Annotated in this window: 17 protein-coding genes, 1 tRNA gene and 1 other RNA gene; 9 read left to right on the forward strand and 10 right to left on the reverse strand. The window is 50.9% G+C overall.

Going from position 1 to position 21,859, the window contains the following annotated elements:
- Nucleotides 1–48 precede the first annotated feature (48 nt).
- The gene (gene glnA, locus AC8GDC_RS03875) at nucleotides 49–1,473 is read left to right on the forward strand and encodes a type I glutamate--ammonia ligase (RefSeq protein WP_506557361.1); all 1,425 of its coding nucleotides are present in this window, start codon (nucleotides 49–51) and stop codon (nucleotides 1,471–1,473) included.
- Here the strand turns inward: glnA and AC8GDC_RS03880 are convergent.
- Nucleotides 1,470–4,418, reverse strand: coding sequence for a bifunctional [glutamine synthetase] adenylyltransferase/[glutamine synthetase]-adenylyl-L-tyrosine phosphorylase (locus tag AC8GDC_RS03880; RefSeq protein ID WP_506557362.1), 2,949 nt, complete (start codon nucleotides 4,416–4,418; stop codon nucleotides 1,470–1,472). The two genes, glnA and AC8GDC_RS03880, sit on opposite strands and share 4 nt — an antisense overlap.
- Nucleotides 4,419–4,424: 6 nt before the next feature.
- Complete coding sequence (locus AC8GDC_RS03885; protein WP_506557363.1) at nucleotides 4,425–5,762, reverse strand: glutamine synthetase family protein; 1,338 nt, start codon at nucleotides 5,760–5,762, stop codon at nucleotides 4,425–4,427.
- A 38-nt stretch (nucleotides 5,763–5,800) separates the two neighbouring features.
- Here AC8GDC_RS03885 and AC8GDC_RS03890 point away from each other — a divergent pair, with 38 nt between their 5' ends.
- Both AC8GDC_RS03890 and panB read left to right on the forward strand, forming a co-directional pair.
- On the forward strand, nucleotides 5,801–7,444 hold the full coding sequence (locus AC8GDC_RS03890; RefSeq protein WP_506557364.1) for an NAD+ synthase: 1,644 nt from the start codon (nucleotides 5,801–5,803) through the stop codon (nucleotides 7,442–7,444).
- A 6-nt stretch (nucleotides 7,445–7,450) separates the two neighbouring features.
- Nucleotides 7,451–8,260 carry a 3-methyl-2-oxobutanoate hydroxymethyltransferase gene (gene panB / locus AC8GDC_RS03895; RefSeq protein WP_506557365.1) on the forward strand — a complete coding sequence of 270 codons (810 nt, stop codon included), beginning with the start codon at nucleotides 7,451–7,453 and terminating at the stop codon, nucleotides 8,258–8,260.
- Here the strand turns inward: panB and AC8GDC_RS03900 are convergent.
- Complete coding sequence (locus AC8GDC_RS03900) at nucleotides 8,257–8,436, reverse strand: SPOR domain-containing protein (RefSeq protein ID WP_506557366.1); 180 nt, start codon at nucleotides 8,434–8,436, stop codon at nucleotides 8,257–8,259. The two genes, panB and AC8GDC_RS03900, sit on opposite strands and share 4 nt — an antisense overlap.
- A gap of 58 nt (nucleotides 8,437–8,494) precedes the next feature.
- On the opposite strand from AC8GDC_RS03900, the gene map reads away from it, so the two are divergent.
- Together map and ppgK are read left to right on the forward strand one after the other, a co-directional pair.
- Nucleotides 8,495–9,364 carry a type I methionyl aminopeptidase gene (gene map, locus AC8GDC_RS03905; RefSeq protein WP_506557367.1) on the forward strand — a complete coding sequence of 290 codons (870 nt, stop codon included), beginning with the start codon at nucleotides 8,495–8,497 and terminating at the stop codon, nucleotides 9,362–9,364.
- A 12-nt stretch (nucleotides 9,365–9,376) separates the two neighbouring features.
- Nucleotides 9,377–10,132, forward strand: coding sequence for a polyphosphate--glucose phosphotransferase (gene ppgK / locus AC8GDC_RS03910; RefSeq protein ID WP_506557368.1), 756 nt, complete (start codon nucleotides 9,377–9,379; stop codon nucleotides 10,130–10,132).
- Between the two features lies 1 nt (nucleotide 10,133).
- Here ppgK and rnpB read toward each other — a convergent pair.
- The 7 genes from rnpB to AC8GDC_RS03945 all read right to left on the reverse strand — a co-directional run bounded on the left by rnpB (nucleotide 10,134) and on the right by AC8GDC_RS03945 (nucleotide 15,836).
- Nucleotides 10,134–10,482: RNase P RNA component class A (rnpB, locus tag AC8GDC_RS03915), an RNA gene on the reverse strand.
- Nucleotides 10,483–10,508: 26 nt separating this feature from the next.
- A complete protein-coding gene (locus tag AC8GDC_RS03920) occupies nucleotides 10,509–11,633 on the reverse strand; it encodes a bifunctional RNase H/acid phosphatase (RefSeq protein WP_506557369.1) in 1,125 nt (374 codons plus the stop codon).
- Entirely contained in the window at nucleotides 11,630–12,346 is a 717-nt protein-coding gene (locus tag AC8GDC_RS03925) for a zinc ribbon domain-containing protein (protein WP_506557370.1), read from the reverse strand. Before AC8GDC_RS03925 ends, AC8GDC_RS03920 begins: the two co-directional genes overlap by 4 nt.
- Entirely contained in the window at nucleotides 12,336–13,163 is an 828-nt protein-coding gene (locus AC8GDC_RS03930) for a Nif3-like dinuclear metal center hexameric protein (protein ID WP_506557371.1), read from the reverse strand. The genes AC8GDC_RS03925 and AC8GDC_RS03930 overlap by 11 nt, the downstream gene beginning before the upstream one ends.
- Before the next feature lie 4 nt (nucleotides 13,164–13,167).
- Entirely contained in the window at nucleotides 13,168–15,228 is a 2,061-nt protein-coding gene (locus AC8GDC_RS03935) for a cytosine permease (protein ID WP_506557372.1), read from the reverse strand.
- Nucleotides 15,229–15,269: 41 nt separating this feature from the next.
- A tRNA-Val gene (locus AC8GDC_RS03940) sits at nucleotides 15,270–15,342 on the reverse strand.
- Between the two features lie 35 nt (nucleotides 15,343–15,377).
- On the reverse strand, nucleotides 15,378–15,836 hold the full coding sequence (locus AC8GDC_RS03945) for a peroxiredoxin (protein ID WP_506557373.1): 459 nt from the start codon (nucleotides 15,834–15,836) through the stop codon (nucleotides 15,378–15,380).
- A 168-nt stretch (nucleotides 15,837–16,004) separates the two neighbouring features.
- Here AC8GDC_RS03945 and aceE point away from each other — a divergent pair, with 168 nt between their 5' ends.
- From aceE to AC8GDC_RS03965, 4 genes are read left to right on the forward strand one after another with little or no spacing between them, the layout of a single operon-like run.
- A complete protein-coding gene (aceE, locus tag AC8GDC_RS03950; RefSeq protein WP_506557374.1) occupies nucleotides 16,005–18,731 on the forward strand; it encodes a pyruvate dehydrogenase (acetyl-transferring), homodimeric type in 2,727 nt (908 codons plus the stop codon).
- Nucleotides 18,694–19,902, forward strand: a complete 1,209-nt coding sequence (locus tag AC8GDC_RS03955; RefSeq protein WP_506557375.1) for a PucR family transcriptional regulator — start codon at nucleotides 18,694–18,696, stop codon at nucleotides 19,900–19,902. Before aceE ends, AC8GDC_RS03955 begins: the two co-directional genes overlap by 38 nt.
- A complete protein-coding gene (locus AC8GDC_RS03960; RefSeq protein WP_506557376.1) occupies nucleotides 19,899–20,816 on the forward strand; it encodes an ACP S-malonyltransferase in 918 nt (305 codons plus the stop codon). The genes AC8GDC_RS03955 and AC8GDC_RS03960 overlap by 4 nt, the downstream gene beginning before the upstream one ends.
- A 10-nt stretch (nucleotides 20,817–20,826) precedes the next feature.
- Nucleotides 20,827–21,825 carry a beta-ketoacyl-ACP synthase III gene (locus tag AC8GDC_RS03965; RefSeq protein WP_506557377.1) on the forward strand — a complete coding sequence of 333 codons (999 nt, stop codon included), beginning with the start codon at nucleotides 20,827–20,829 and terminating at the stop codon, nucleotides 21,823–21,825.
- Nucleotides 21,826–21,859: the final 34 nt, after the last annotated feature.

Genomic DNA, 21,859 nt, shown 5'->3' on the forward strand with positions numbered 1-21,859 from the left:
AATCGGAGCTTTCAGCAACCGCCAAGACATAACCGAAGGGAACCAATCATGTTCAAGACCGCCTCAGAAGTCGTGAAGTTCATCAAGGATAACGACGTCAAATTCCTAGATGTTCGATTCACCGACCTGCCTGGAGTTCAGCAGCACTTCAACCTGCCTGCCGCAATGATCGATGAGCAGTTCTTTATCGATGGTCAGCTGTTCGACGGATCTTCAATCCGCGGTTTCGCTTCGATTCATGAATCAGACATGCAGCTTATTCCTGATGTCACAACTGCTTACCTCGACGCGTTCCGCGTTGAGAAAACCCTGATTATGGTTTTCGACATTTACAACCCAAGAAACGGTGAGATCTACGGTCGCGACCCACGACAGGTTGCTAAGAAGGCGCAGGCCTACTTGAACACGACAGGTCTAGCAGACACTGCTTATTTTGCTCCTGAAGCAGAGTTTTTCATCTTCGATGATGTTCGCTACGAGAACAAGCAGAACACCGCCTACCATTTCATCGACAGCTCAGAAGCTGCTTGGAACTCCGGCCGCCAGGAAGAAGGCGGAAACCTCGCCAACAAGACCCCTTACAAAGGTGGTTACTTTCCTGTTTCCCCAGTTGACCAACATGTAGACATGAGAGACCAGATCGTTCTAGAGCTTGAAGCAGCCGGTCTTTCAGTTGAGCGCAGCCATCACGAAGTTGGAACTGCAGGTCAAGGAGAAATCAACTACCGCTTCGACACTTTGCTAAATGCAGGCGATGACATTCTGAAGTTTAAGTACATCGTGAAAAACGTTGCTCACTCATTTGGCAAGACCGCAACATTCATGCCTAAGCCACTATTTGGCGACAACGGTTCTGGAATGCACGTTCACCAGTCACTTTGGAAAGACGGAAAGCCTCTGTTCTATGACGAGTCTGGTTACGGCGGCCTAAGCGACATGGCACGCTGGTACATCGGTGGAATTCTTAAGCACGCTCCAAGCTTGCTAGCTTTCACTAACCCAAGCGTGAACTCATACCACCGTCTAGTGCCTGGCTTCGAAGCACCAGTGAACCTGGTTTACTCGGCTGGAAACCGCTCCGCTGCAATTCGAATTCCGATGACCGGAACTAACCCGAAGGCAAAGCGAATTGAGTTCCGTGCTCCAGATGCATCTTCAAACCCATACCTGGCATTCGCAGCAATGCTGATGGCAGGACTTGATGGAATCAAGAACCGCATCGAGCCACACGAGCCAGTGGACAAGGACCTCTACGAACTGCCACCAGAGGAAGCCAAGCTAATCCCTCAGGTTCCAGGAACTCTAGAAGAAGTACTTCAGGCTCTCGAGAAGGACCACGACTACCTGCTTGCAGGAGATGTGTTCACCAAGGACCTAATCGAAACCTGGATCGACTACAAGCGTGAGAAGGAAATTGCGCCTCTTGCAATGAGACCTCACCCTTACGAGTTCGAGCTTTACTACGGCGTTTAGTCGAAAAACAGCTTCTCAAAAACAGCGCGTCCGCGACGGGTGGCAGCTAGATAGTCTTGCTCAAGACTGCTAGCTCCCCCTCGCGGATAGCCATTTAACCTAGCAATTCCCTCAAGCTGCTGCCTATCCAATGGAAGAACATCTGTTCTTTTGTTCAGGTACAACATCGCATTTGAGCGAATTGAAGAAGATAGCACCCAAGCCTCTTTCAATACTCTGGCATCGGAATTATTGATCAAGCCACAAGCTTCCATTTGCTCAAGTGCCGGAAGGGTGTGAGGGGTTTGGATTTGTGGGTTTGCGCTGGCGTACTTCAATTGAAACAGCTGCACAAGCCATTCGACATCACTAATCGAGCCTCTACCAAGTTTCAGGTGCCGCTTGGGGTCAGCTCCCTGCGGAAGTCTTTCAACTTCAACTCGCGCTTTGATTCGGCGAATTTCAACAACGGCGGCCTGCTCAATTACTTCCGGGTAGCGATACTGGTCAATCAACTCTACGAACGCCGACGCAATTGCCTGCTCACCAGAAATCAGTCTTGCTCGAAGAAGTGCTTGGGACTCCCAGGTACCTGCCCAACGCTGGTAGTAGGCCGCGTAGGAATCAATCGAGCGCACGATCGGGCCATTCTTGCCTTCTGGTCGAAGATCCAAATCAAGCTCGAACTCCAAGCTTTGATCTGCCGAGAGTCTTCTAATTTCCGAAACAAGAATCTCGGCTTCAGCTTGAGCTTTGTTGACATCTTCCTCAAGAACTCGATACACGAACATCACATCGGCGTCAGAGCCAAAACCAAGTTCGGCTCCCCCGAAGCGCCCCATGGCAACTATTGCCAGTTCGTGACACAGGGGGCCCTGTTTTTCAATCAGGAACTTGGTTGCAATTTCCTGAATTGCGATCAGGTAGCTTTCGGTTAGATCGGTCAGGCCCTGTGAGGTGCGCTCAAGGTCAATGATTCCAAGAGCTGCACCCATAGCCACTCTCAGAGTTTCCTTGCGTCTGATGGCTCGAATGCTGGCTGCTGCTAGTTCAGCATCCTCGTGTCTGGAAACAATTGCTTCGAACTGTGCATTGAGGGATTCAAGGGTGTCTGGTTCAAGTTCGTCTTCCCGATCGAACCAGGCTGCCGCCTCCGGCATCTTTTCAAAAAGACTTGTGGCTAAACGACTAGTTGAGAAAACCTGAGTCATTCGCTTGGCTGCTCCGGAAGAATCTCGAAGCATACGAAGGTACCAGTGCGAATCCCCTAGGTCTTCGCTGAGTCTTCTAAATGCCAACAGCGCTGCGTCTGGATCGGTACCCTCTGCAAACCACTGAAGTAGGACTGGCAAAAGTTGTCTTTGGATTGCCGCTCTTCTTGATAAACCAGTTGTTAGTGCACTGATGTGAGACAGTGCCCCTTTGGTATCGCCGAATCCAATTGCAGCCAGGCGGTCCTGAGCCTGTGCACTAGTGAGCTCAAGATCTTCTTGGCTAAGTCCTGAAACTGCGCTTAGAAGTGGTCTATAGAACAGTTGCTGATGAAGATCTCTAACTTCAAGTTTGACTTTCTCCCAGCGGCTGATCAATTGCTCGGCAGTTAGCTCGACAGATACCGCTCGTGCGATGCTGCGCCTAGCGCGCTCGTCAGTTGGCATCAGGTGGGTTCGACGCATTGCCGAGAGCTGAATGCGATGCTCCAGGAGTCTTAGGAAGCGGTAGTGAGAACTAAAGCGCTCGGCATCGTCGCGACCGATGTAGCTTCCGTTTGATAGTGCCTCCAGGGCACCGAGGGTGTCCCTGACTCTGATCGACTGATCACTTCGACCATGCACCAACTGCAGCAGCTGAACTGTGAACTCAATGTCCCTAAGTCCCCCAGGGCCAAGCTTGATTTGTGCATCGACTTCGCTTGTCGGAATGTTATCGGTTACTCGCTGTCGCATCTTTTGCACAGACTCGACGAAGTTCTCCCGAACCGTGCTTTCCCAAACCTTCGGCCAGATTCGAGCTATGTAATCAGCGCCAAGGGTCTGATCGCCAGCAATTGGCCTGGCCTTTAGTAGCGCTTGGAATTCCCAGCTCTCAGCCCAACGTTCGTAGTAGCTCTGATGTGAATCTAAAGATCTAACCAGTGCCCCAGATTTTCCCTCCGGACGCAGATTTGCATCCACTTGCCAAAGCGGAGGTTCGGTAGCAACCTCGTCCATGATTCTCATCATTCGCGTGACAAGTTTTGTTGCAATCTCCATGGCTCTGGAGGATTCGATATCTCCGGAGGGTTCGGCAACAAATATCACATCCACGTCAGAGATATAGTTCAGCTCGCGCGCTCCACACTTTCCCATGCCAATAACGGCTACCCTTGTCGCTGAAACTTCTGATTCCGGGAAACTAACCGAGTTTTCTGGATTGGAGATTTCTTGACGAGCCAGCACAAGTCCAGCATCGAGTGTTGCCCCGGCAAGATCAGCCAAGCTTGCAGCAACTTGGCCTACCCCTGCAACGGGATCAAGCTGCTCAATATCAAAGCTCGCAATTTTTGTTAGCTGTTTGCGATATCCAATGCGGATCTGGGCAACCGAACCAGCCTGAGCCATAAGTTCTCTGGAGTGATCCTCTAGAGTCGGAAGGCTTGGTTTGCCTTCAAGTAAACTTAAGTTCTCGATGTGGCGATCTAAGAATTCAAATAGCGCACTTGATGCACCGAGAATCAAACAGAGGCTTTCGAGGTGGCTAGCCTTTGCTCCGAAGGATTTGAGTTGGCTGGTGTGGTTTCTGGAGAGTCGAAGCAACAACTCAAGTGATTGATCTGGGTTTTGCGCCTTGGCAACAAAAGCCAGTGCCGGTCTAGCACGATCTCCGATTAGCGCAACAAGTTCTTCGAGGTTTTTCAGGGCCGGTTCTAGATTTATGAAACCGTAGCCTGCAAGCTCAGAGAGCGAGGTGGTGCGCTCGAGAGCCATGAGTTTCTAGAGGGTCTCGAAGTTCTGCTTGAGCTCGAAAGGAGTCACCTGGGATCGGAAAGCGGACCACTCGGCCTGCTTGTTTGCAAGAACGTAGCTAAAGACTTGCTCACCAAGAGTCTCGGCTGCAAGTTCTGACTCTTCAAGCTTTCTGATTGCGTGATCTAGAGACTGTGGCAGAGGCTGAATTCCCATCGCACGGCGCTCGGAGTCAGTTAGATCCCAAACGTTATCTTCAGTTTCAGCTGGAAGCTCGTACTCGTTCTCGATTCCCTTGAGACCTGCTGCAAGCAAAAGAGAGTAAGCCAAGTAAGGGTTAGCAGCGGAGTCGATTGCGCGGTACTCGATTCTTGAGGACTGTCCCTTGTCTGGCTTGTATAGCGGAACACGAATCAACGCAGAACGGTTGTTGTGACCCCAGCAAACAAAGCTTGGTGCCTCACCGCCACCCCAAAGTCGTTTGTAGGAGTTCACGTACTGGTTTGTGACCGCGGTGATTTCAGGAGCGTGACGCAACAGACCTGCAATGAACTGTCTTCCGACCTTAGAGAGGTGGTATTGACCGCTTGAGTCGTAGAACGCATTCGTGTCACCCTCGAAAAGCGACATGTGAGTGTGCATGCCAGAACCAGGGTGCTCGGTGAAAGGTTTTGGCATAAAGGTCGCGTAAACGCCCTGCTCGATTGCAACTTCCTTGATTACGGTTCTAAAAGTCATGATGTTATCGGCCATGGTCAAAGCGTCAGCGTAACGAAGGTCAATCTCGTTTTGACCGGGACCGCCTTCATGGTGACTGTACTCAACAGAAATACCGAGCTGCTCGAGCATGAATACAGCCCGACGCCTAAAGTCGTTAGCAGTTCCACCTGGAACATTGTCGAAGTAACCTGCCTTATCAACCGGAATTGGCCCCTCTGGACCAAGTTCGGAAGATTTCAAAAGATAGAACTCAATCTCGGGGTGAATGTAGAAGGAGAATCCAAGATCACTCGCTTTGGCCAGTGCGCGACGAAGAACGTTTCTAGGGTCAGCTGCTGCCGGTTGACCATCGGGGGTCGTGATGTCGCAGAACATCCTGGCGGTTGGGTTAATCTCTCCGCGCCAAGGGAGTATCTGGAAAGTTGAAGGATCTGGCTGAGCGAGCATATCCGCTTCATAGCTTCTTGAAAGGCCCTCGATGGCGGAGCCGTCGAAACCCAAGCCTTCAGCGAAGGCACCCTCGACTTCAGCCGGCGCAATCGCAACCGACTTTAAGGTGCCAGCCACGTCAGTGAACCAAAGTCGCACGAACTTAACGCCGCGCTCTTCGATGGTTCTAAGCACAAAATCGCGCTGCTTATCCATGAAAATCCTCTTCCTTGCCTGCTACTAGGCTAATACTTATGCCCGCCGTTCGCGTAGCCATGGCCCAGATAAACCCTACAGTTGGGGATCTTTCGGGCAACAGCGCAAAAATCCTCGAGATCGCTAAACGCGCTCAACAAGCCGGTGCCCAGATTGTGCTTTTCCCAGAGCTTGCCCTAACCGGATACCCCATCGAAGACCTTGCCCTAAGCCGCGATTTTCTCAATGCCAGCGAGCAAGCCCTCAAGGACTTGGCAAAAGCAAGTGATAAGGCTGGCCTTGGCCAGATGACTCTGGTGGTTGGTTATCCAGGTTTTGCCGAAAACCCATCGAGCTGGGCAATCGGGGCCAATAAGGCTGCGCTTATTTCTAGTGGCAAGATTTCTGGCAACTACGCAAAGCACCACTTGCCAAACTATTCGGTGTTCGACGAGTATCGCGTTTTTGTACCAGGCCAAGACTTACTCACCTTTGAAACTAACGGGATGAAGTTTGCCACAGTTATCTGCGAAGACATTTGGCAATCTGGTGGACCAGTTGGACAGATCAGCGCATCGAATGTTGATCTAACCCTCGTTCTAAACGGCTCACCATTTGAAACTAGCAAGACGGACTCACGTCTTGAACTTGTGAGGTCTTTGGCAAAAGCCCAAAACACAGCCGTTGCCTATGTGAATCTCGTCGGTGGGCAAGATGATTTGGTCTTTGACGGAAACAGCTTTGTAGTAGATAGCTCTGGCGCAGAGATTGTGCGGGCCAGCCAATTTAGCGAAGACCTCTGTGTTTTTGATGTTGACTCAAAATCCAAGATTGCTCCGGTATCTGAAACTGCTGAGCCGCTGACGAAGCACCAGCAAATTTGGGAAGCTCTTGTTCTTGGGCTCAGGGATTATGTTGCCAAAAATGGATTCAAGTCAGTTGTTCTTGGTCTATCCGGTGGAATCGACTCCGCGGTTTGCGCTAGCATCGCCGTTGACGCACTAGGTGCAAAGAATGTCTTTGGTGTTGGCATGCCAAGCAAATACTCTTCTGAGCATTCATTAGTTGACGCGCGAGCACTCGCGCAGAACACCGGTCTTGTTTATTCAGAGCAGCCAATTGAAGCAATGGTTGATACCGCAATGAGTCAACTAAATCTTGATGGCCTTGCTGCAGAAAATCTTCAAGCGCGAGTCCGAGCAGTTATCCTGATGGGGCTATCCAATCAAAATGGTCACCTGGTGCTCACAACCGGAAACAAATCTGAGTTAGCGGTTGGCTACTCGACAATCTACGGCGACTCGGTCGGCGGATTCGCACCAATCAAAGACGTCGAAAAAAGTTTGGTTTGGGAACTAGCCAAGCACCGTAATGAAATTGCCAGCAAGGCTGGATTGACTCCCCCAATTCCCGAGTCTTCCATCACCAAAGCGCCTTCGGCTGAGCTTCGTCCAGGGCAAACAGATCAAGATTCGCTTCCTGATTATGCGGTTCTTGATCAGATTCTCGAGCTTCACATCGAGCAGCGACTTTCGGCATCCGAGATAACGGCAAAAGGCTTTGATGGTGCACTAGTTGATTCTGTTCTAAAACTTGTCAAGAATTCTGAGTGGAAAAGACGTCAGGGCGCAATTGGCCCAAGGATTACTAAGCTGGCCTTTGGCCGTGAGCGCCGAATGCCAATTTCAAATGGGTGGAGCTAAGAAAAGATGAGCACCTCGCAAAAGAAGATTCGAACCAGCACGCTAACTGCCATGAAGCAGGCCGGCGAGAAATTTGCCTGCCTTACCAGCTATGACGCTTTGACTGCAGAGATTTTCGATGAGGCGGGCATTGAAGTGATTCTCGTTGGTGACTCAGCCGGTAACACCGTTCTTGGTCATGAGAACACCCTGGAAATAACGCTGGATGAAATGGTGAGTTTCGGTAAAGCGGTTGCTACCGACGCCAAGCATTCATTAGTTGTTGTGGATATGCCTTTTGGCTCGTACGAGATAAATGCGCAGCAAGCAGTTGAGAGCGCAATAAAACTGATGAAGCAAACCGGATCTTCCGCCGTCAAGCTCGAAGGCGGCAGTTCCCGCATTGCCCAAATTGAAGCGATAGTCGCAGCGGGTATTCCAGTGATGGGTCACTTAGGGTTCACTCCGCAGTCAGTCCACGCAATCGGCGGATTCAAAGTTCAAGGTCGCGGCGATTCCGCCGCAGATTTGATTGAGGAAGCAACAAAGCTCCAGAAAGCCGGAGTCTTTGCGATTGTGCTTGAGATGGTTCCAGCATCAGTTGCAGCCACCATCACAAAGCAACTGAGTATTCCAACAATCGGTATCGGAGCCGGCAACCAAACTGATGGTCAGATTCTGGTTTGGCAGGACTTTGCAGGTCTTTCCACTGGTTCAAGAAAATTCGTGAAGCAGTACGCATCGCTAAGAACGGAACTAACCGCGGCGGCAAAGGCCTATCGAGCAGATGTTCAATCAGCTAGTTTTCCGAGTAAAGAACAGTCCTTCGAGGACTAGTCTTCTTCCCTTTCTTGCTCTGCCCAGGCTTGGGAACGAGCTTTCACAATAGCCTCAGCATTTTCGGCTTCTGCAGCTGACTCAAAGGGTCCAATGCGATCTTCCGATGAACTTTTTAGCCCGTGTTCAACCTGCTTTGTTCTTATGTTGAACCAGTACTTGGGTGCATCTGACACTTATTTACCTCCGACCTATAGCAAGAGCCTAACGCCGATCTCAAAATAGACTGGAGCAATGCCCAGAGATAGCCAAACAGGATTTCTAACGCCTGGAGTAATCTCTAAACCGCTTTCTGTTCCAAGTGCCATTGCGCGACCAGAATACGTTGGCAAGCCCTCCCCGGCCGAATGGACCGGGAGCCATATCAAGAGTGCGGACCAGGTAGAAAAAATCAGGGCGGCTGGAAAAATCGCAGCCGAGGCAATCGCTCTGGTGGGAGCCAATGCTAAAGCAGGTGTGACTACCGATGAGCTAGATAAGTTAGCCCACGAATACATGGTTTCTCAGGGTGCTTACCCTTCGACGCTGGGTTATAGAGGTTTTCCTAAATCCTGCTGCACTTCGATCAATGAAGTTATCTGCCACGGAATTCCCGATGACACTGTTTTGCAAGACGGTGACATCATGAATGTTGATATCACGGCATTCAAAGATGGCTTTCACGGCGACAGCAACGCAACTTTCTTGATCGGCGATGTTTCTAAGGATGTCGCTGATCTAGTTGAAAGAACCAAGGAAGCTCTTGATCGAGCAATTGCTGTTGTGATGCCAGGGCGGCCAATCAACGTAATTGGTCGAACTATCGAGTCTTATGCCAAGAGGTTCAACTACGGAGTAGTGAGGGACTTCACAGGCCACGGTATTGGTGAAGCTTTTCATTCTGGTCTAGTGATTCCCCATTTCGATGCGGCTCCAAACTATTCCAACACCATGGAGGTCGGAATGGTTTTCACAATTGAACCGATGCTTACCCTCGGTACCCACGAGTGGGATATCTGGAGTGATAACTGGACCGTTACAACTAAGGACAAATCAATCACTGCGCAATTTGAACACACTCTGGTGGTGACCGAGTCTGGGGCCAGGGTACTAACCCTGCCCTAGACTGAAATTTCTATGAGCAAAGCAATTGGAATCGACATCGGTGGAACCGGCATCAAAGGCGCACTGGTAAACACCAAAAGAGGCGAATTAGTAGGCGAGCGAATTCGTTTCGATACCCCGGAAGGTGCTTCCCCGGAAGAGGTGATCTCTAGAGTCTCCGAAATAGTAGATCAGCTCGATAGTGACAAAGACACCCCCATTGGCATCTGTTTTCCAGCAATCATCAAAGATGGCGTGACACTCTCAGCAGCCAATGTCTCAAAAGAGTGGGTGGGTCTCAAAGCCGAGAAGCTTTTTTCCAAGGCGCTAAATCGCAAAGTTGTTTTGCTTAACGACGCCGACGCCGCTGGCGTAGCCGAGATCAAGTATGGCGCCGGCCAGGAACGAAAAGGGCTGGTTCTAATGGTCACACTTGGAACCGGAATTGGAACGGCCCTTTTTATGAACGGCAAACTAATTCCAAACAGTGAGCTTGGTCACTTGGAGATAGATGGGGTCGACTACGAAAGCATGGGGTCTTTTTCTGCCAAAGAGCGCGAGGGCTTGAGCTTTGCGGATTGGGCCAAGCGACTCACCAAGTACTTCAACATGGTTGATCGCCTGCTTAGCCCTGATTTGATAATTATCGGCGGCGGTGTTTCGAAGCAGCACGAAGAGTTTTTGCCGCTGATTGAAACCAAAATCAAGATAGTTCCAGCAGAGTCGAAGAATAATGCGGGCATCATTGGCGCTGCATTTATTGCTCGCAGGCGGCTAAAGCCGGAATAAGTGGATGGGCCGGCTATTACGCCGGGTTTTGTCCTTCTTTCGAAGTGACGGTCATCTATCTAGGACACTGGTTGCCCAGTGCCTCGAGCGACCTACCCGTGAGCTTGAACGAGCAGCCCTCAAGCGCTCACTGTTTGGTCTTGCTCCAAATGAGGTTTACATAGCCGATCTGATCACTCAGTTCGCTGGTGGTCTCTTACACCACCGTTTCACCCTTACCGATTGCTCGGCGGTTTACTTTCTGTTGCACTATCTCTCGGGTTACCCCGGGTGGGTGTTACCCACCATTTTGCTCTTTGGAGCCCGGACGTTCCTCGTCAGTAAACTGCCGCGACCGCCTTGCCGACCCATCCAGGCTCAAGTCTAGCTGCGGGCTCTAAGAAGATAAATGGGCTGTGGAGTTAGTGCAGATGACCTCTGCTGCTTCAAGGCCCCAGTAGCGGGCGATAGAAATAGATGCCGGTCCAATGGTGGTTCGCCAAAACCCAGCTACGGAAGCATCATTAGCAAGGCGAAGTAGTGCTCGAATTGGCATCACGTGAGCGACCACAACTACTGTTTGGCCAGAGTAGTTGGCAAGAATTGAATCAAAAGCTCTTCTTACTCGAGCGTCAAAGTCCTTTAGCGACTCCCCTCCCGGAGGGGCTACATCAAAGGATCCTCGCCAGGCGCTGTAGTGCTCTTCGTAAGCAGTAAAGACCTCTTCATTGGTCAGCCCGTCCCATTCGCCAAAACCGATTTCGGAAAGATCCCCGTTTGAAACGATGGGTAGCGAAACGCGATTAGCGATTGCCTGAGCGGTCTGCTGGGCCCTGGCAATTGGCGAATGCACAACCGCAACCGGCGCACTCAAATAGGCAAAATTTCCAGAGTGCCCAAACTTGGCAAGCTCTTCAGCAACTTCCCTGGCGTCTTGTCTACCAAGTGCAGAAAGATCAGGATTCTCGCCATCACCGCCAGAGATTTTTCTGGACTCGGTAAGTTCTGTCCGACCATGCCTGACAAGAATCAGTGTGGTCGTGGAATCAGTACTCGGACGTGGAGCGCGTATAGAGGAGGGTTCTGCCAGATTGAACTCAACAGCGGAAGCGATAGGGTCACCGGAGTAATCCATTGCTTTGTTGGCAAGTGCGTCGGCTAGCCCGTTTTGCTCACGCGGAATCCAAACAAACTCAACGTCTTTGGATGAAATCAATTTCTGGACTTTTGAACCCAGGGCCATCATGTCTGGGTGCTTTATCTTCCAGCGTCCAGACATCTGCTCGACTACCAGCTTTGAATCCATCCGCACCAGGATGCTTGCCGCTGGGTCAATCCCGAAGGCCGCCTCGAGAGCCAGAACAAGCGCGGTGTACTCCGCGACATTGTTGGTTGCTATTCCTACCGATTCGGAAATTTCTTGGAGGATTTTTCCGGTATCGGCATCGATAACAACTGCACCCGCTCCAGAAATTCCTGGATTTCCACGAGAACCGCCATCTGCCTCGATAATCAGTTTCATGATCGCACCAAATAGGCCTGACAGTTGGGGCACTCTGCAATCTCGTCCGCTGGTAAAGCGAGAATCTCTTCGAGGTTTGTTGCAGTTATCGATAGACGGCATGCTCCGCATTCGCGCCCAACGAGCCTGCCTGCGGCGACGTTGCGATCAGCTTTTCTTTGGTAAGCCGAAGCTAGCTCTGGTTCGATTAGGCCAACCAGGGCACTGCGCTTGGAGGATAGCTCCGCCCGCGCAGAATCTAGTTCCGCCGTATTAGTGGCAAGAGCTGATCTAAGTTGAGTCAGTTCGTTTTCAGCTGACGCCTTGGCTTTCTCGGCTGCAGATAGTTCGGCACGAACTGTTTCAAGATCTTCCATGATTCCAAGCTCGGTATCTTCCAGTTCACTTTTTCGCTTAGACAATGTGGTTAGTTCATGCTCGATTCCTTGGGCGTCTTTTGCTGAAGAAGTGGAGGAAAGTCGTTGGTTATCTTTAGCAATCCTGTTTTCAACAAGTTCAAGGTCGTTCTCTGAGCGCTTTAGCTCTAGCTCAAGGTCACCGACTCTGTTTCGAGCGTCAATTAGATGATCTGATAGCGCCAGAGCTTTTTCGCTTGCCTCCGAGATAGCTGCTGCAGAAAGTAGCTTGGCTTTATCGCCTGCGTTTCGTACCAGAGTCAGATCAATCTCAACAAGCTCCAATAGCCGCTTTTGATCCTGAAGGTTAGCCTTCACTGCTTCTTCTTCCCTGAACACTCATGGACCACGGGTCTGTTGAAATTTGACTGACAACAAAGCTGACCTCTGGAATCAGTTTGGAAAGAGTTATCCGGGTTGGCTGTAGCCAAAGACTTTCTGCCGCGAAATGTGAGATGTCAATTAGTGCCAGCGGATTGGCTGGGTCCGAGACTGCATCCAAAACAACGTGATGCCTTAGATCACTTGTGATAAATAGATCGGCTCCGGATTGCGCGGCAGCAGGGATAAAACTATCTCCGGCTCCTCCAACAACGGCAACAGTTTGAATGGTCTTGTTTAGATCCCCAGCTACCCGAACAGGAGCATGTGTGGCGGGAAGGCAAGAGGCAACAAATCTCGCATATTCAGAAAGTGACTGAGGGCTCTTGAGTTTTCCGATGCGGCCATGGCCAATTCCATCCCCGGTAGCAATCAGTGGCTTGGTGTTAGCTAGCCCTAGCTGTTGAGCCAAGACGTCAGAGACTCCATCGATGACGATATCAGCGTTAGTGTGGGCCGAATAAACGGCAATCGAGTTTTTGACGGCGAAAGAAACGAGTTCTCCCTTTAGCTGATCTTCGCTTAGGAAGTTCACGCCTTTTAGTAATAGCGGGTGGTGAGAAATAACAAGTTCGCAGGCGAGTTGTTTTGCTTCTGAAAGAACCTCAAGGGACACATCAACGCAGAGTAAAGCCTTTGTGATGGTCTGGTTTGAGTTTCCCGTTGTAAGGCCCGGGCGGTCCCACTCTTCGGCTCCAGCAAGCGGCCAGAGCGTCTCAAAGGTTCCAAGCAGGTTCGATAGCGGTAGCGGCATCGGTTTACGCCGTAGCGTCAAGGAATTCCTTGAGCTCCTGGCGTCTCTGATCTAGCTCGGCGAGGTTTCGCTCTTGCTTCTTAATTCTTGGGATTCCCATAACTATCGGTAGCAGCGCAGCTAAGCCAAAGGCCATCGCGATACCAATGCTTGATCCGGCAAGATCAAAGATTTCAGGAGTGAAATCTCCTAGGTATCCAGTCCAGCTAGAAAGCTGCGGACCACCGTTTAGGTAACCAAAACCAAGTGCGACTGCAAGTAAGAATCCAAGGGCATTTACGAAGTTGAATTTTCCGTAGAAACCATATTCGCGTGTCAGTGAAACTTCGTGATATCCGCGAGTTCGAGCAAGTGCATCAGAGACAAAAATTCCAGCCCAAGCTGCAGCTACTACCCCGGTAAGAAGCACCAGTTCAATCACTGACTCATGCAGAGTCGATGCTGCCACGAAATAACTAGGAACCAGCACGGAAGCGATTACCAGCACTGAAACTAGAAGAGCTGCCACCCAACCTGGAATCTTCACGATTCCGATTAGGTTCCCCGATAGCGAGTAAAGCGAGGCGGTAATCAGGTGAAGAATCGATAGCCCAACTGCCACTACAAAGATCACAAAGACCCAAACTGGGGCAGAGACTGCGACAGTTGCCAACACCTCAGCGCTGAATGAAGAGCTAATGCTTTCTTCGGTCATGAATAGCCAAAGCAAACCAAGAGCACCTGTAATCAGTGGAAGAAAAAAGGTTGAAACAAAGCTTAAGAAAAAGACCTTGGACCCTGGGGTTTGCGCCGGCAGCTTCCTAGCAAAATCTCCAGAGAGAGACAGCACCGCAAACCCGAGAAGGGCAATTGCAAAAAGACCAAGGTCAATTAGTCCAGGAGTTGAAATGGGATCGAGAGTTGCAAGGTCCTGCAGTGAATAGGTGCTGGCTACAAAGTAGACAAATGTTCCGATTCCAATAACGCCTACAGCTGCAGTGACCTGCTGAAGGCGCAAAAGACCCTGGCCTCCAAATGCGGAAACTATTGCCGCGATAACAATCATTGGGATTAGAACGAACAAAGAAGCGGTGAATTCACCCGGGAAGATTAACTGCTCGGCAACACCGGAAAACCACGGTTGGTTGAAAATCAGCGGTGAGACAATTCGTGCAGCAAAGTACACAAAAGCAGCGGCCCAGAACAGTTTTGCAAAAAGCATAAGTGTTGCAGGCAACGAATTACCCCAGACTCCAAAGGCGGCTCTTGAAACAATCGTTAGTGAACTAGATGCGCGAACCGCAGCCATGGAACCAACCGCTGCCATAAATGAAGTGATAACCAGGACAGCAGCTAGCAATACAACTGACTGAGCCAGCGATGCTCCAGCGTCTTTAATCACAGCTGCAACAACCAGTGCCAGCGGTGATGCAGCAATCGCAAGCCAGGACCAGCTAAGCGCTAAAGCAGTTCGAGTTGGGCCGGTGTGGTCTTCGTTATCGCCGTCAAGGTCATTTTCGCTCTGCTCTATGAAATCTTCTTCAACAGGAGCAGAAACTGGTGCTGGTTCAGCACTGCTGGATCTATTCGAGGAAAGTTCAGAAGTAGAGTCAACCTTGGCAATTGGGGTTTGTTCGATTTCAGGTTCCGTCGCAACTTCTGCGTAGCTGGCATTTAACGCAGCCACAATGTCTTCGATTCGTTCTGGCGAAGAAACCGGCTCTGAAGAAACAGCGGGTGCAACCGCGACAGGCTCACTAATAGTTGGCTCTGGAGTAAGGGGCGCAACAGACGCAAATATGTCTACCGATGGCGTTTGTGCAACCGGCTCGGCAGGAGTTATCGGTGTTGCTGGATCTTGGAATGAGAATGAATCAACAGGAGCTGGTTCAGTTGCAGCATGCATCTGAGCTTCAAGTTTCCACTTCGAAAGCTCCAGAGCGTCTTCTTGACGAAGCTTCGACTGTTCTTCGATTAGTGTCATTGCCGCCATCAGGCCATTGGGCTGAAGCTGTAGCTCGGCAATTTTTGCATTCAGCTCAGCATCTGGCATGGCCTTGGGAACCGGGGGGTTTTGTTGAAACATAGCCAAATCCTATCCCCGCTAATTCAAATGGTCGCTATCTGTGGGCCCTACCGGGCTCGAACCGATGACATCCACGGTGTAAACGTGGCGCTCTACCAACTGAGCTAAAGGCCCTCAAACATGCGCCATAAGGCAACTACAAAACTCTACTACAAAGCCGCTAGAGCCTGGTGGTAGCTAGCAAGGTCACGAGCTTCGCCTGGACCGTTGACAAACTTGGCTCGAATAATGCCGTCGGTATCAATCAAAAAGGTTCCACGAATCGCAAAGCCTAGATCTTCCTTGAAGACGCCATATTTCTGTGCCACACCACCGTGCGGCCAGAAATCTGCCAGCACCTGGAATTCATAGCCTTCTTTTTCAGCAAACTGCTTCTGGGTGTACTTGGAGTCAACGGAGATGGCCATTAATTCCACGTCCTTGGACTCAAAGGCAGCAAAGTTATCGCGTAGCTCACAAAGTTCGCCTGTGCAGGTGCCGGAGAACGAGAGCGGGTAGAAAACCAGCACTACAGGCTTCTTGCCCGCAAACGAAGAAAGCTTTATGGCTTCCCCGTGCTGGTTGGTGAGTTCAAAATCTGGGGCCTTGTCGCCAATTTCTAGTGCCATGACTCTCCTTGTGGTTTGTGGTTTCTAGAGTACTTTCCCAGCGTCCAAAACCCCAAATGGAGCCTCTGACCAAACGTAGCTAAACTGCTAGAAGCCTAAACAAATAGGCCTCCCTGGCTAGCTCACAAAATCGAGACTTGCCGCCTGCTTTAGAAGAGAGGACCCGCGTTGTCCATTAACAACAATGACGCCTACGCAGTCTCAAACCCAGATATCGACCCACAGGAAACTTCCGAGTGGATGGAGTCGCTAGACCAAGCTGCTAAAACTCATGGCCGCGGTCGGGCACGCGAAATCATGCTCAATCTTCTAAGAAGATCTCACGAGCTTCAGCTAAACGTTCCTCTTGTTCCGACAACCGACTACATAAACACAATTTCTCCTGAAGACGAACCAACTTTCCCAGGTAACGAGCAAATCGAGCGCACCTATCGCGCGTGGATGCGTTGGAACGCAGCAATGCTGGTTCACCGAGCACAGCGTCCTGGAATTGCCGTCGGTGGACACATCTCAACTTTTGCCTCATCGGCGTCTTTGTATGAAGTTGGCTTCAATCACTTCTTCAAGGGTCAAGACCACCCTTCCGGTGGTGACCAGATTTTCATTCAGGGTCACGCCTCCCCCGGTCCTTACGCTCGAGCATTCCTGGAAGGACGTCTGACCGAAGATCAGCTAAACGGATTCCGTCAAGAAAAATCTCACGCTGGTGGCGGACTATCTTCTTACCCACACCCAAGATTGATGCCAGAGTTTTGGCAGTTCCCTACTGTTTCCATGGGTCTTGGTCCAATCAACGCCATTTACCAAGCACAGCTAAACCGTTATGTTCACAACCGCGGCTTCCGCGACACTTCAGAACAGCACGTTTGGGCATTTTTGGGTGATGGTGAGCTAGACGAAGTCGAAAGCCGTGGAGCACTCCAGCTGGCTGCCAATGATGGCCTAGATAATTTGACCTTTGTTGTGAACGCCAACCTGCAGCGCCTTGATGGCCCAGTAAGAGGTAACGGCAAGATCATCCAGGAACTTGAGTCCTTCTTTAGAGGAGCCGGTTGGAACGTCATCAAAGTTATCTGGGGACGTGAGTGGGATCAGCTTCTTTCCAAGGATCACGATGGTGCACTTGTAGATTTGATGAACAGAACCCCCGATGGTGACTACCAAACCTACAAAACCGAGTCCGGTGCATTCGTGCGCGAGAACTTCTTCGGTCGCGATCCAAGAACCCTTGAGCTTGTGTCGGGAATGACCGACGAGCAGATTTGGGGTCTAAGACGTGGTGGACATGACTATAAGAAGGTGTACGCCGCCTACAAGGCCGCTACCGAGCAAAAAGGTAAGCCAACGGTCATCATCGCCAAGACCATCAAGGGCTACAACCTAGGCAAGACTTTCGAAGGTCGAAACGCAACTCACCAGATGAAAAAGCTGACCCTCGCTGATCTAAAGCAGTTCCGCGATGAAATGCGGGTGCCGATTAGCGATGCCGAGCTAGAGCGCGATCCGTACCAGCCTCCTTACTACCACCCTGGAGAATCAGCTCCGGAGATTCAGTACATGCACGCTCGAAGAAAAGAACTTGGCGGATACCTGCCAGAGCGTCGAAGCAAGTACGTGAACTTCAACCTTCCAGAAACTTCCACCTACGACATTTCCAAAGGCGGATCAGGAAATCAAGAAGTAGCCACCACTATGGCTTTTGTTCGCCTCTTGAAGGACTTACTTCGCTCAAGTGAACTTGGACCAAGACTGGTTCCAATCATTCCTGACGAGGCAAGAACGTTCGGTATGGACGCTTTTTTCCCAACCGCAAAGATCTACAACCCGAACGGTCAGCACTACCTTTCGGTAGATCGAGACCTACTTCTGAACTACAAAGAGTCAGAGACCGGTCAGATTCTACACACCGGAATCAACGAAGCCGGATCTCTAGCTGCGTTTACAGCAGTTGGAACTAGCTACTCGACTCAAGGTCAGCCGCTTATCCCAATCTACGTTTTCTACTCCATGTTTGGATTCCAGAGAACTGCCGATGCAATTTGGGCCGCAACCGACCAGATGACTCGTGGGTTCATGATTGGAGCAACCGCTGGTCGCACTACCCTAACTGGCGAAGGACTGCAGCACGCCGATGGCCACTCCCCACTACTTGCATCCACCAACACTGGAGTAATCAGCTACGACCCGGCATACGGCTACGAAATAGGTCACATCATGCGCGCCGGACTCGAAAGAATGTATGGCGGTAATCACAAAGATCCAAACGTGATTTACTACATCACTGTTTACAACGAGCCTTACATTCAGCCGGCCGAACCTGAGAACGTTGACGTCGAAGGTTTGCTCAAAGGTATTCACCGAGTCAGTGAAAACTTCTCAGGCGGACGAAAAGTGCAGCTTCTTGCATCAGGTGTTGCTCTGCCTTGGGCATTTGAAGCTCAGGGACTTTTGCAAAATGACTGGGGTGTTTCAGCTGACATTTGGTCAGTCACTAGCTGGACCGAGCTTCGCCGCGACGGATTAGCTAAAGACCGCGAGAAGTTCCTGAACCCTAACTCACCCGTTGAGGCTAGCTACCTAACCAAGAAGCTCTCCGGATTGTCAGGACCATTCCTTGGCGTCAGCGACTACATGCACGCTGTTCCTGACCAGATCAGGGCTTGGGTTCCAGGCGACTACGCGACTTTGGGTGCCGATGGCTTTGGATTCTCAGACACCAGGCCTGCCGCACGCCGCGAGTTCAAGATTGACGGACCGTCAATCGCAGTTCGCGCACTGCAGCAGTTGGTTGAACGAGGCGAACTAGATCACTCAGTACTTCAGATGGCAATTGATCGTTATCAGTTGCACGACGTTCGTGCCGGAACAAGCGGAACTGCTGGTGGCGAAGCCTAAGGATGAAACTCTCGAGTGGTTGCACTCCATCGCCGGAGAACTAGCAACCACCACGCTGGCTCGCCTTGACCAAACTCTGCCCTGGTATCGGCAAATGCCCGCTTCCAGGCGATCAGCGGTTGGACTGGTTGCTCAAGCCGGTATTACCTCGTTTTTGTCCTGGTACGAAAACCCCAAATCACAACCCTGGGTGGCTGCCGATGTGTTCTCAACCGCTCCCCGTGAACTGCTTCGCTCGATTTCTCTGCAAGAAACTCTGCAGCTTATTCGTGTTGTAGTGCAGGTAGTTGAAGACCGCGTCATTGAAGAGCACAGCGAATTGCGTGAAGCCGTGCTTTTGTACTCACGTGAAATTGCCTTTAGTGCAGCTGATGTTTATGCAAAGGCTGCCGAGGCACGCGGACTCTGGGACGCCCGACTAGAAGCTCTGGTAGTTGACACCATCTTGAGTGGGGAAAGCGAAGAAGAGTTATCTTCTCGCATTTCAGCCCTCGGCTGGAAAGCTCGCGGAGCGGTAACAGTAATGATCGGTGGCTTCGATGATGCAACAGACATTGATGGTCTCAGGCGCAATGCCCGCAGACACTCTGCGGATGTTCTAGTTGGAATTCACGGTGATCGACTAATCGTGGTGGTTGGAACTATTCCAAACGAGAATGAAACCGCCCCTGCAGCTGCTTCACTGTTTGAGCTTTGTTCAGTGTTCCTCGACAGTTTTGGTCCAGGTCCAATTGTGGTGGGGACGGAAGTGCCATCTATCAGCGAAGCAAACCGCTCTGCCAAATCAGCTCTTGCTGGTATCGCAGTAGTTGGCGCATGGGCGAAGGCGCCAAGACCGATTTCTGCTGATGATTTACTTGCAGAGCGAGCCCTTGCCGGAGACATGCTCGCAAAGAACACTCTGCTTAACAAGATCTACCGTCCGCTTGCAAAAAACTCGCCTGATCTTTTGGAGACGCTGGTTTCGTACCTTGAATCAGGTCGCTCACTTGAGGTCACGGCCAGGGAGCTATTCGTACACAGCAACACCGTTAGGTATCGCCTAAAGAGAATTGCAGAACTTATTGGCTGGGATGCCACCGGCTCTAGAGAGTCGTTCGTGCTTCAAGTAGCAACAGTTCTAGGAGCTATGACAGAACATGAACAAGGCACAAGTAAGAGGTGGAAATGATCTGCATCGCGTGCCCTGGCCAAGGCTCGCAAGCACCGGGATTTCTAAATCCCTGGCTTGAGATTCCAGTATTCAAAGAGCAAATTGAAAAAGCGTCGGCTGTGCTTGGAATCGATCTTGTCCACTACGGCACAGTTGCTGACGCCGATGCAATCAGGGATACCAAAATCGCGCAACCTCTAATTGTTGCGGCAGGAATCGCAAGCTACCTAACACTCAAAGATTCACTCGGTCAGAGGTTGGTTGTTTCCGCTACCGCCGGACACTCAGTTGGGGAGATCACTGCGGCATACGTGTCGGGGATCTTTGATGCAGAAAACGCTCTGAGGTTTGTTCAGCGGCGTGGAAACGAAATGGCGGATGCAGCAGCGCTCGAGCAAAGCTCGATGGCGGCAGTTGTTGGAGGCGAAATTGATGCAGTACTTGCGCACTTGGAATCAGTTGGACTGTTTGCAGCAAACTACAACGGAGCTGGCCAAGTTGTTGCAGCTGGATCAAAGGACCTTATTGACGCTCTGGTAGCTTCTCCCCCAGTTGGAAGTCGAGTTATTGCTCTGCAGGTTGCTGGAGCATTCCACACGTCGTACATGGAACCAGCTAGATTGCCGCTGGCAACATTCGCCAAAGAATTTAGCGTCCAGGACCCTCAAATCTCTCTCTGGACCAACAACGATGGCTCGCTAGTTCAGTCAGGCCAAAAGTACTTAGATTTGATGGTGAACCAGGTTTCAAATCCGGTTCGTTGGGATAAGACCATGGAATCAATGGAGGGCGCAAATATTTCAGTGATGGTTGAGCTACTTCCTGCAGGGGCACTGTCGGGAATCGCCAAAAGAGCGATGCCAAACACTGTGGCTATCGCACTAAAAACTCCTGCTGACTTGGATAAAGTTGCCGAAGCGATAGGAAAGTAGAGCCCACCCCATGGCAAAGCTGAATCAATCAACTGCGGTTGCGTTTTCAAAGATTTACTCCATTGGCGCAGCGCGCGGCGACATAACCGTCACCAATGACGACATTGCAGGTCCTATTAATTCCTCTGACGAGTGGATTACCCAGCGAACAGGCATCATCACCCGCAAGCGAGCCAGTAAAGACCGATCGCTGATGGACATGGCCGTTGAGGCCAGCAACGAAGCCATCAATAAAGCCGGCATTAATCCTTCTGAGATTGAAGCAGTAATTTTCTCCACCATCACCCACCCCTACCAGACGCCATCTGCAGCAGCTCTGCTTGCCGAACTGGTTGGTGCTAATCCAGCCCCGGCTTTTGATATTTCTGCTGCCTGCGCCGGCTACTGCTACGGCATAGCCCAGGCAGATTCGTTGGTTCGATCCGGAACAGCAAAGTATGTTTTGGTTGTTGGAGGAGAAAAGCTAACCGACTTTATTGACCCAACTGATCGTTCAATTTCATTTTTGTTGGGCGATGGTGCAGGAGCTGCGATTGTTGGACCATCCGACACTCCTGGAATATCAAAGAGCGTTTGGGGAAGCGATGGAAGTAAGTGGGAAGCAGTTGGAATGACTGGTTCGCTGCTTGATTTCCGCGATGGCACCGGTGCGTGGCCAACACTGGTTCAAGAAGGTCAAACAGTTTTCCGCTGGGCAGTTTGGGAGATGGTGAAAGTTGCCAAAGAAGCTCTCGAGGTAGCAGGAGTGAAAGCCGAAGATCTAAACGCAATTGTTATGCATCAAGCTAACGAGAGAATCATCGACGAAATGGCGAAACAACTAGCGCTTCCGGAGCACGTGGTGGTGGCCAAGGACATCAAGACAACCGGCAACACGTCGGCAGCTAGCATCCCATTAGCTATGCACGCCCTTTTGGAGCAAGGGCAAATAAAGTCGGGCGATTTGGCTCTACAGATAGGCTTCGGGGCTGGTTTGGCCTTCGGTGCCCAGGTAGTGGTTGTGCCCTAAACTTGGGGCTGGTTCAAATAAAGAGTTCATAAGG

This window comes from Rhodoluna miladensis (SeqCode) (genome assembly GCF_965234705.1).
GTDB classification, from domain to species: Bacteria; Actinomycetota; Actinomycetes; order Actinomycetales; family Microbacteriaceae; genus Rhodoluna; species Rhodoluna miladensis.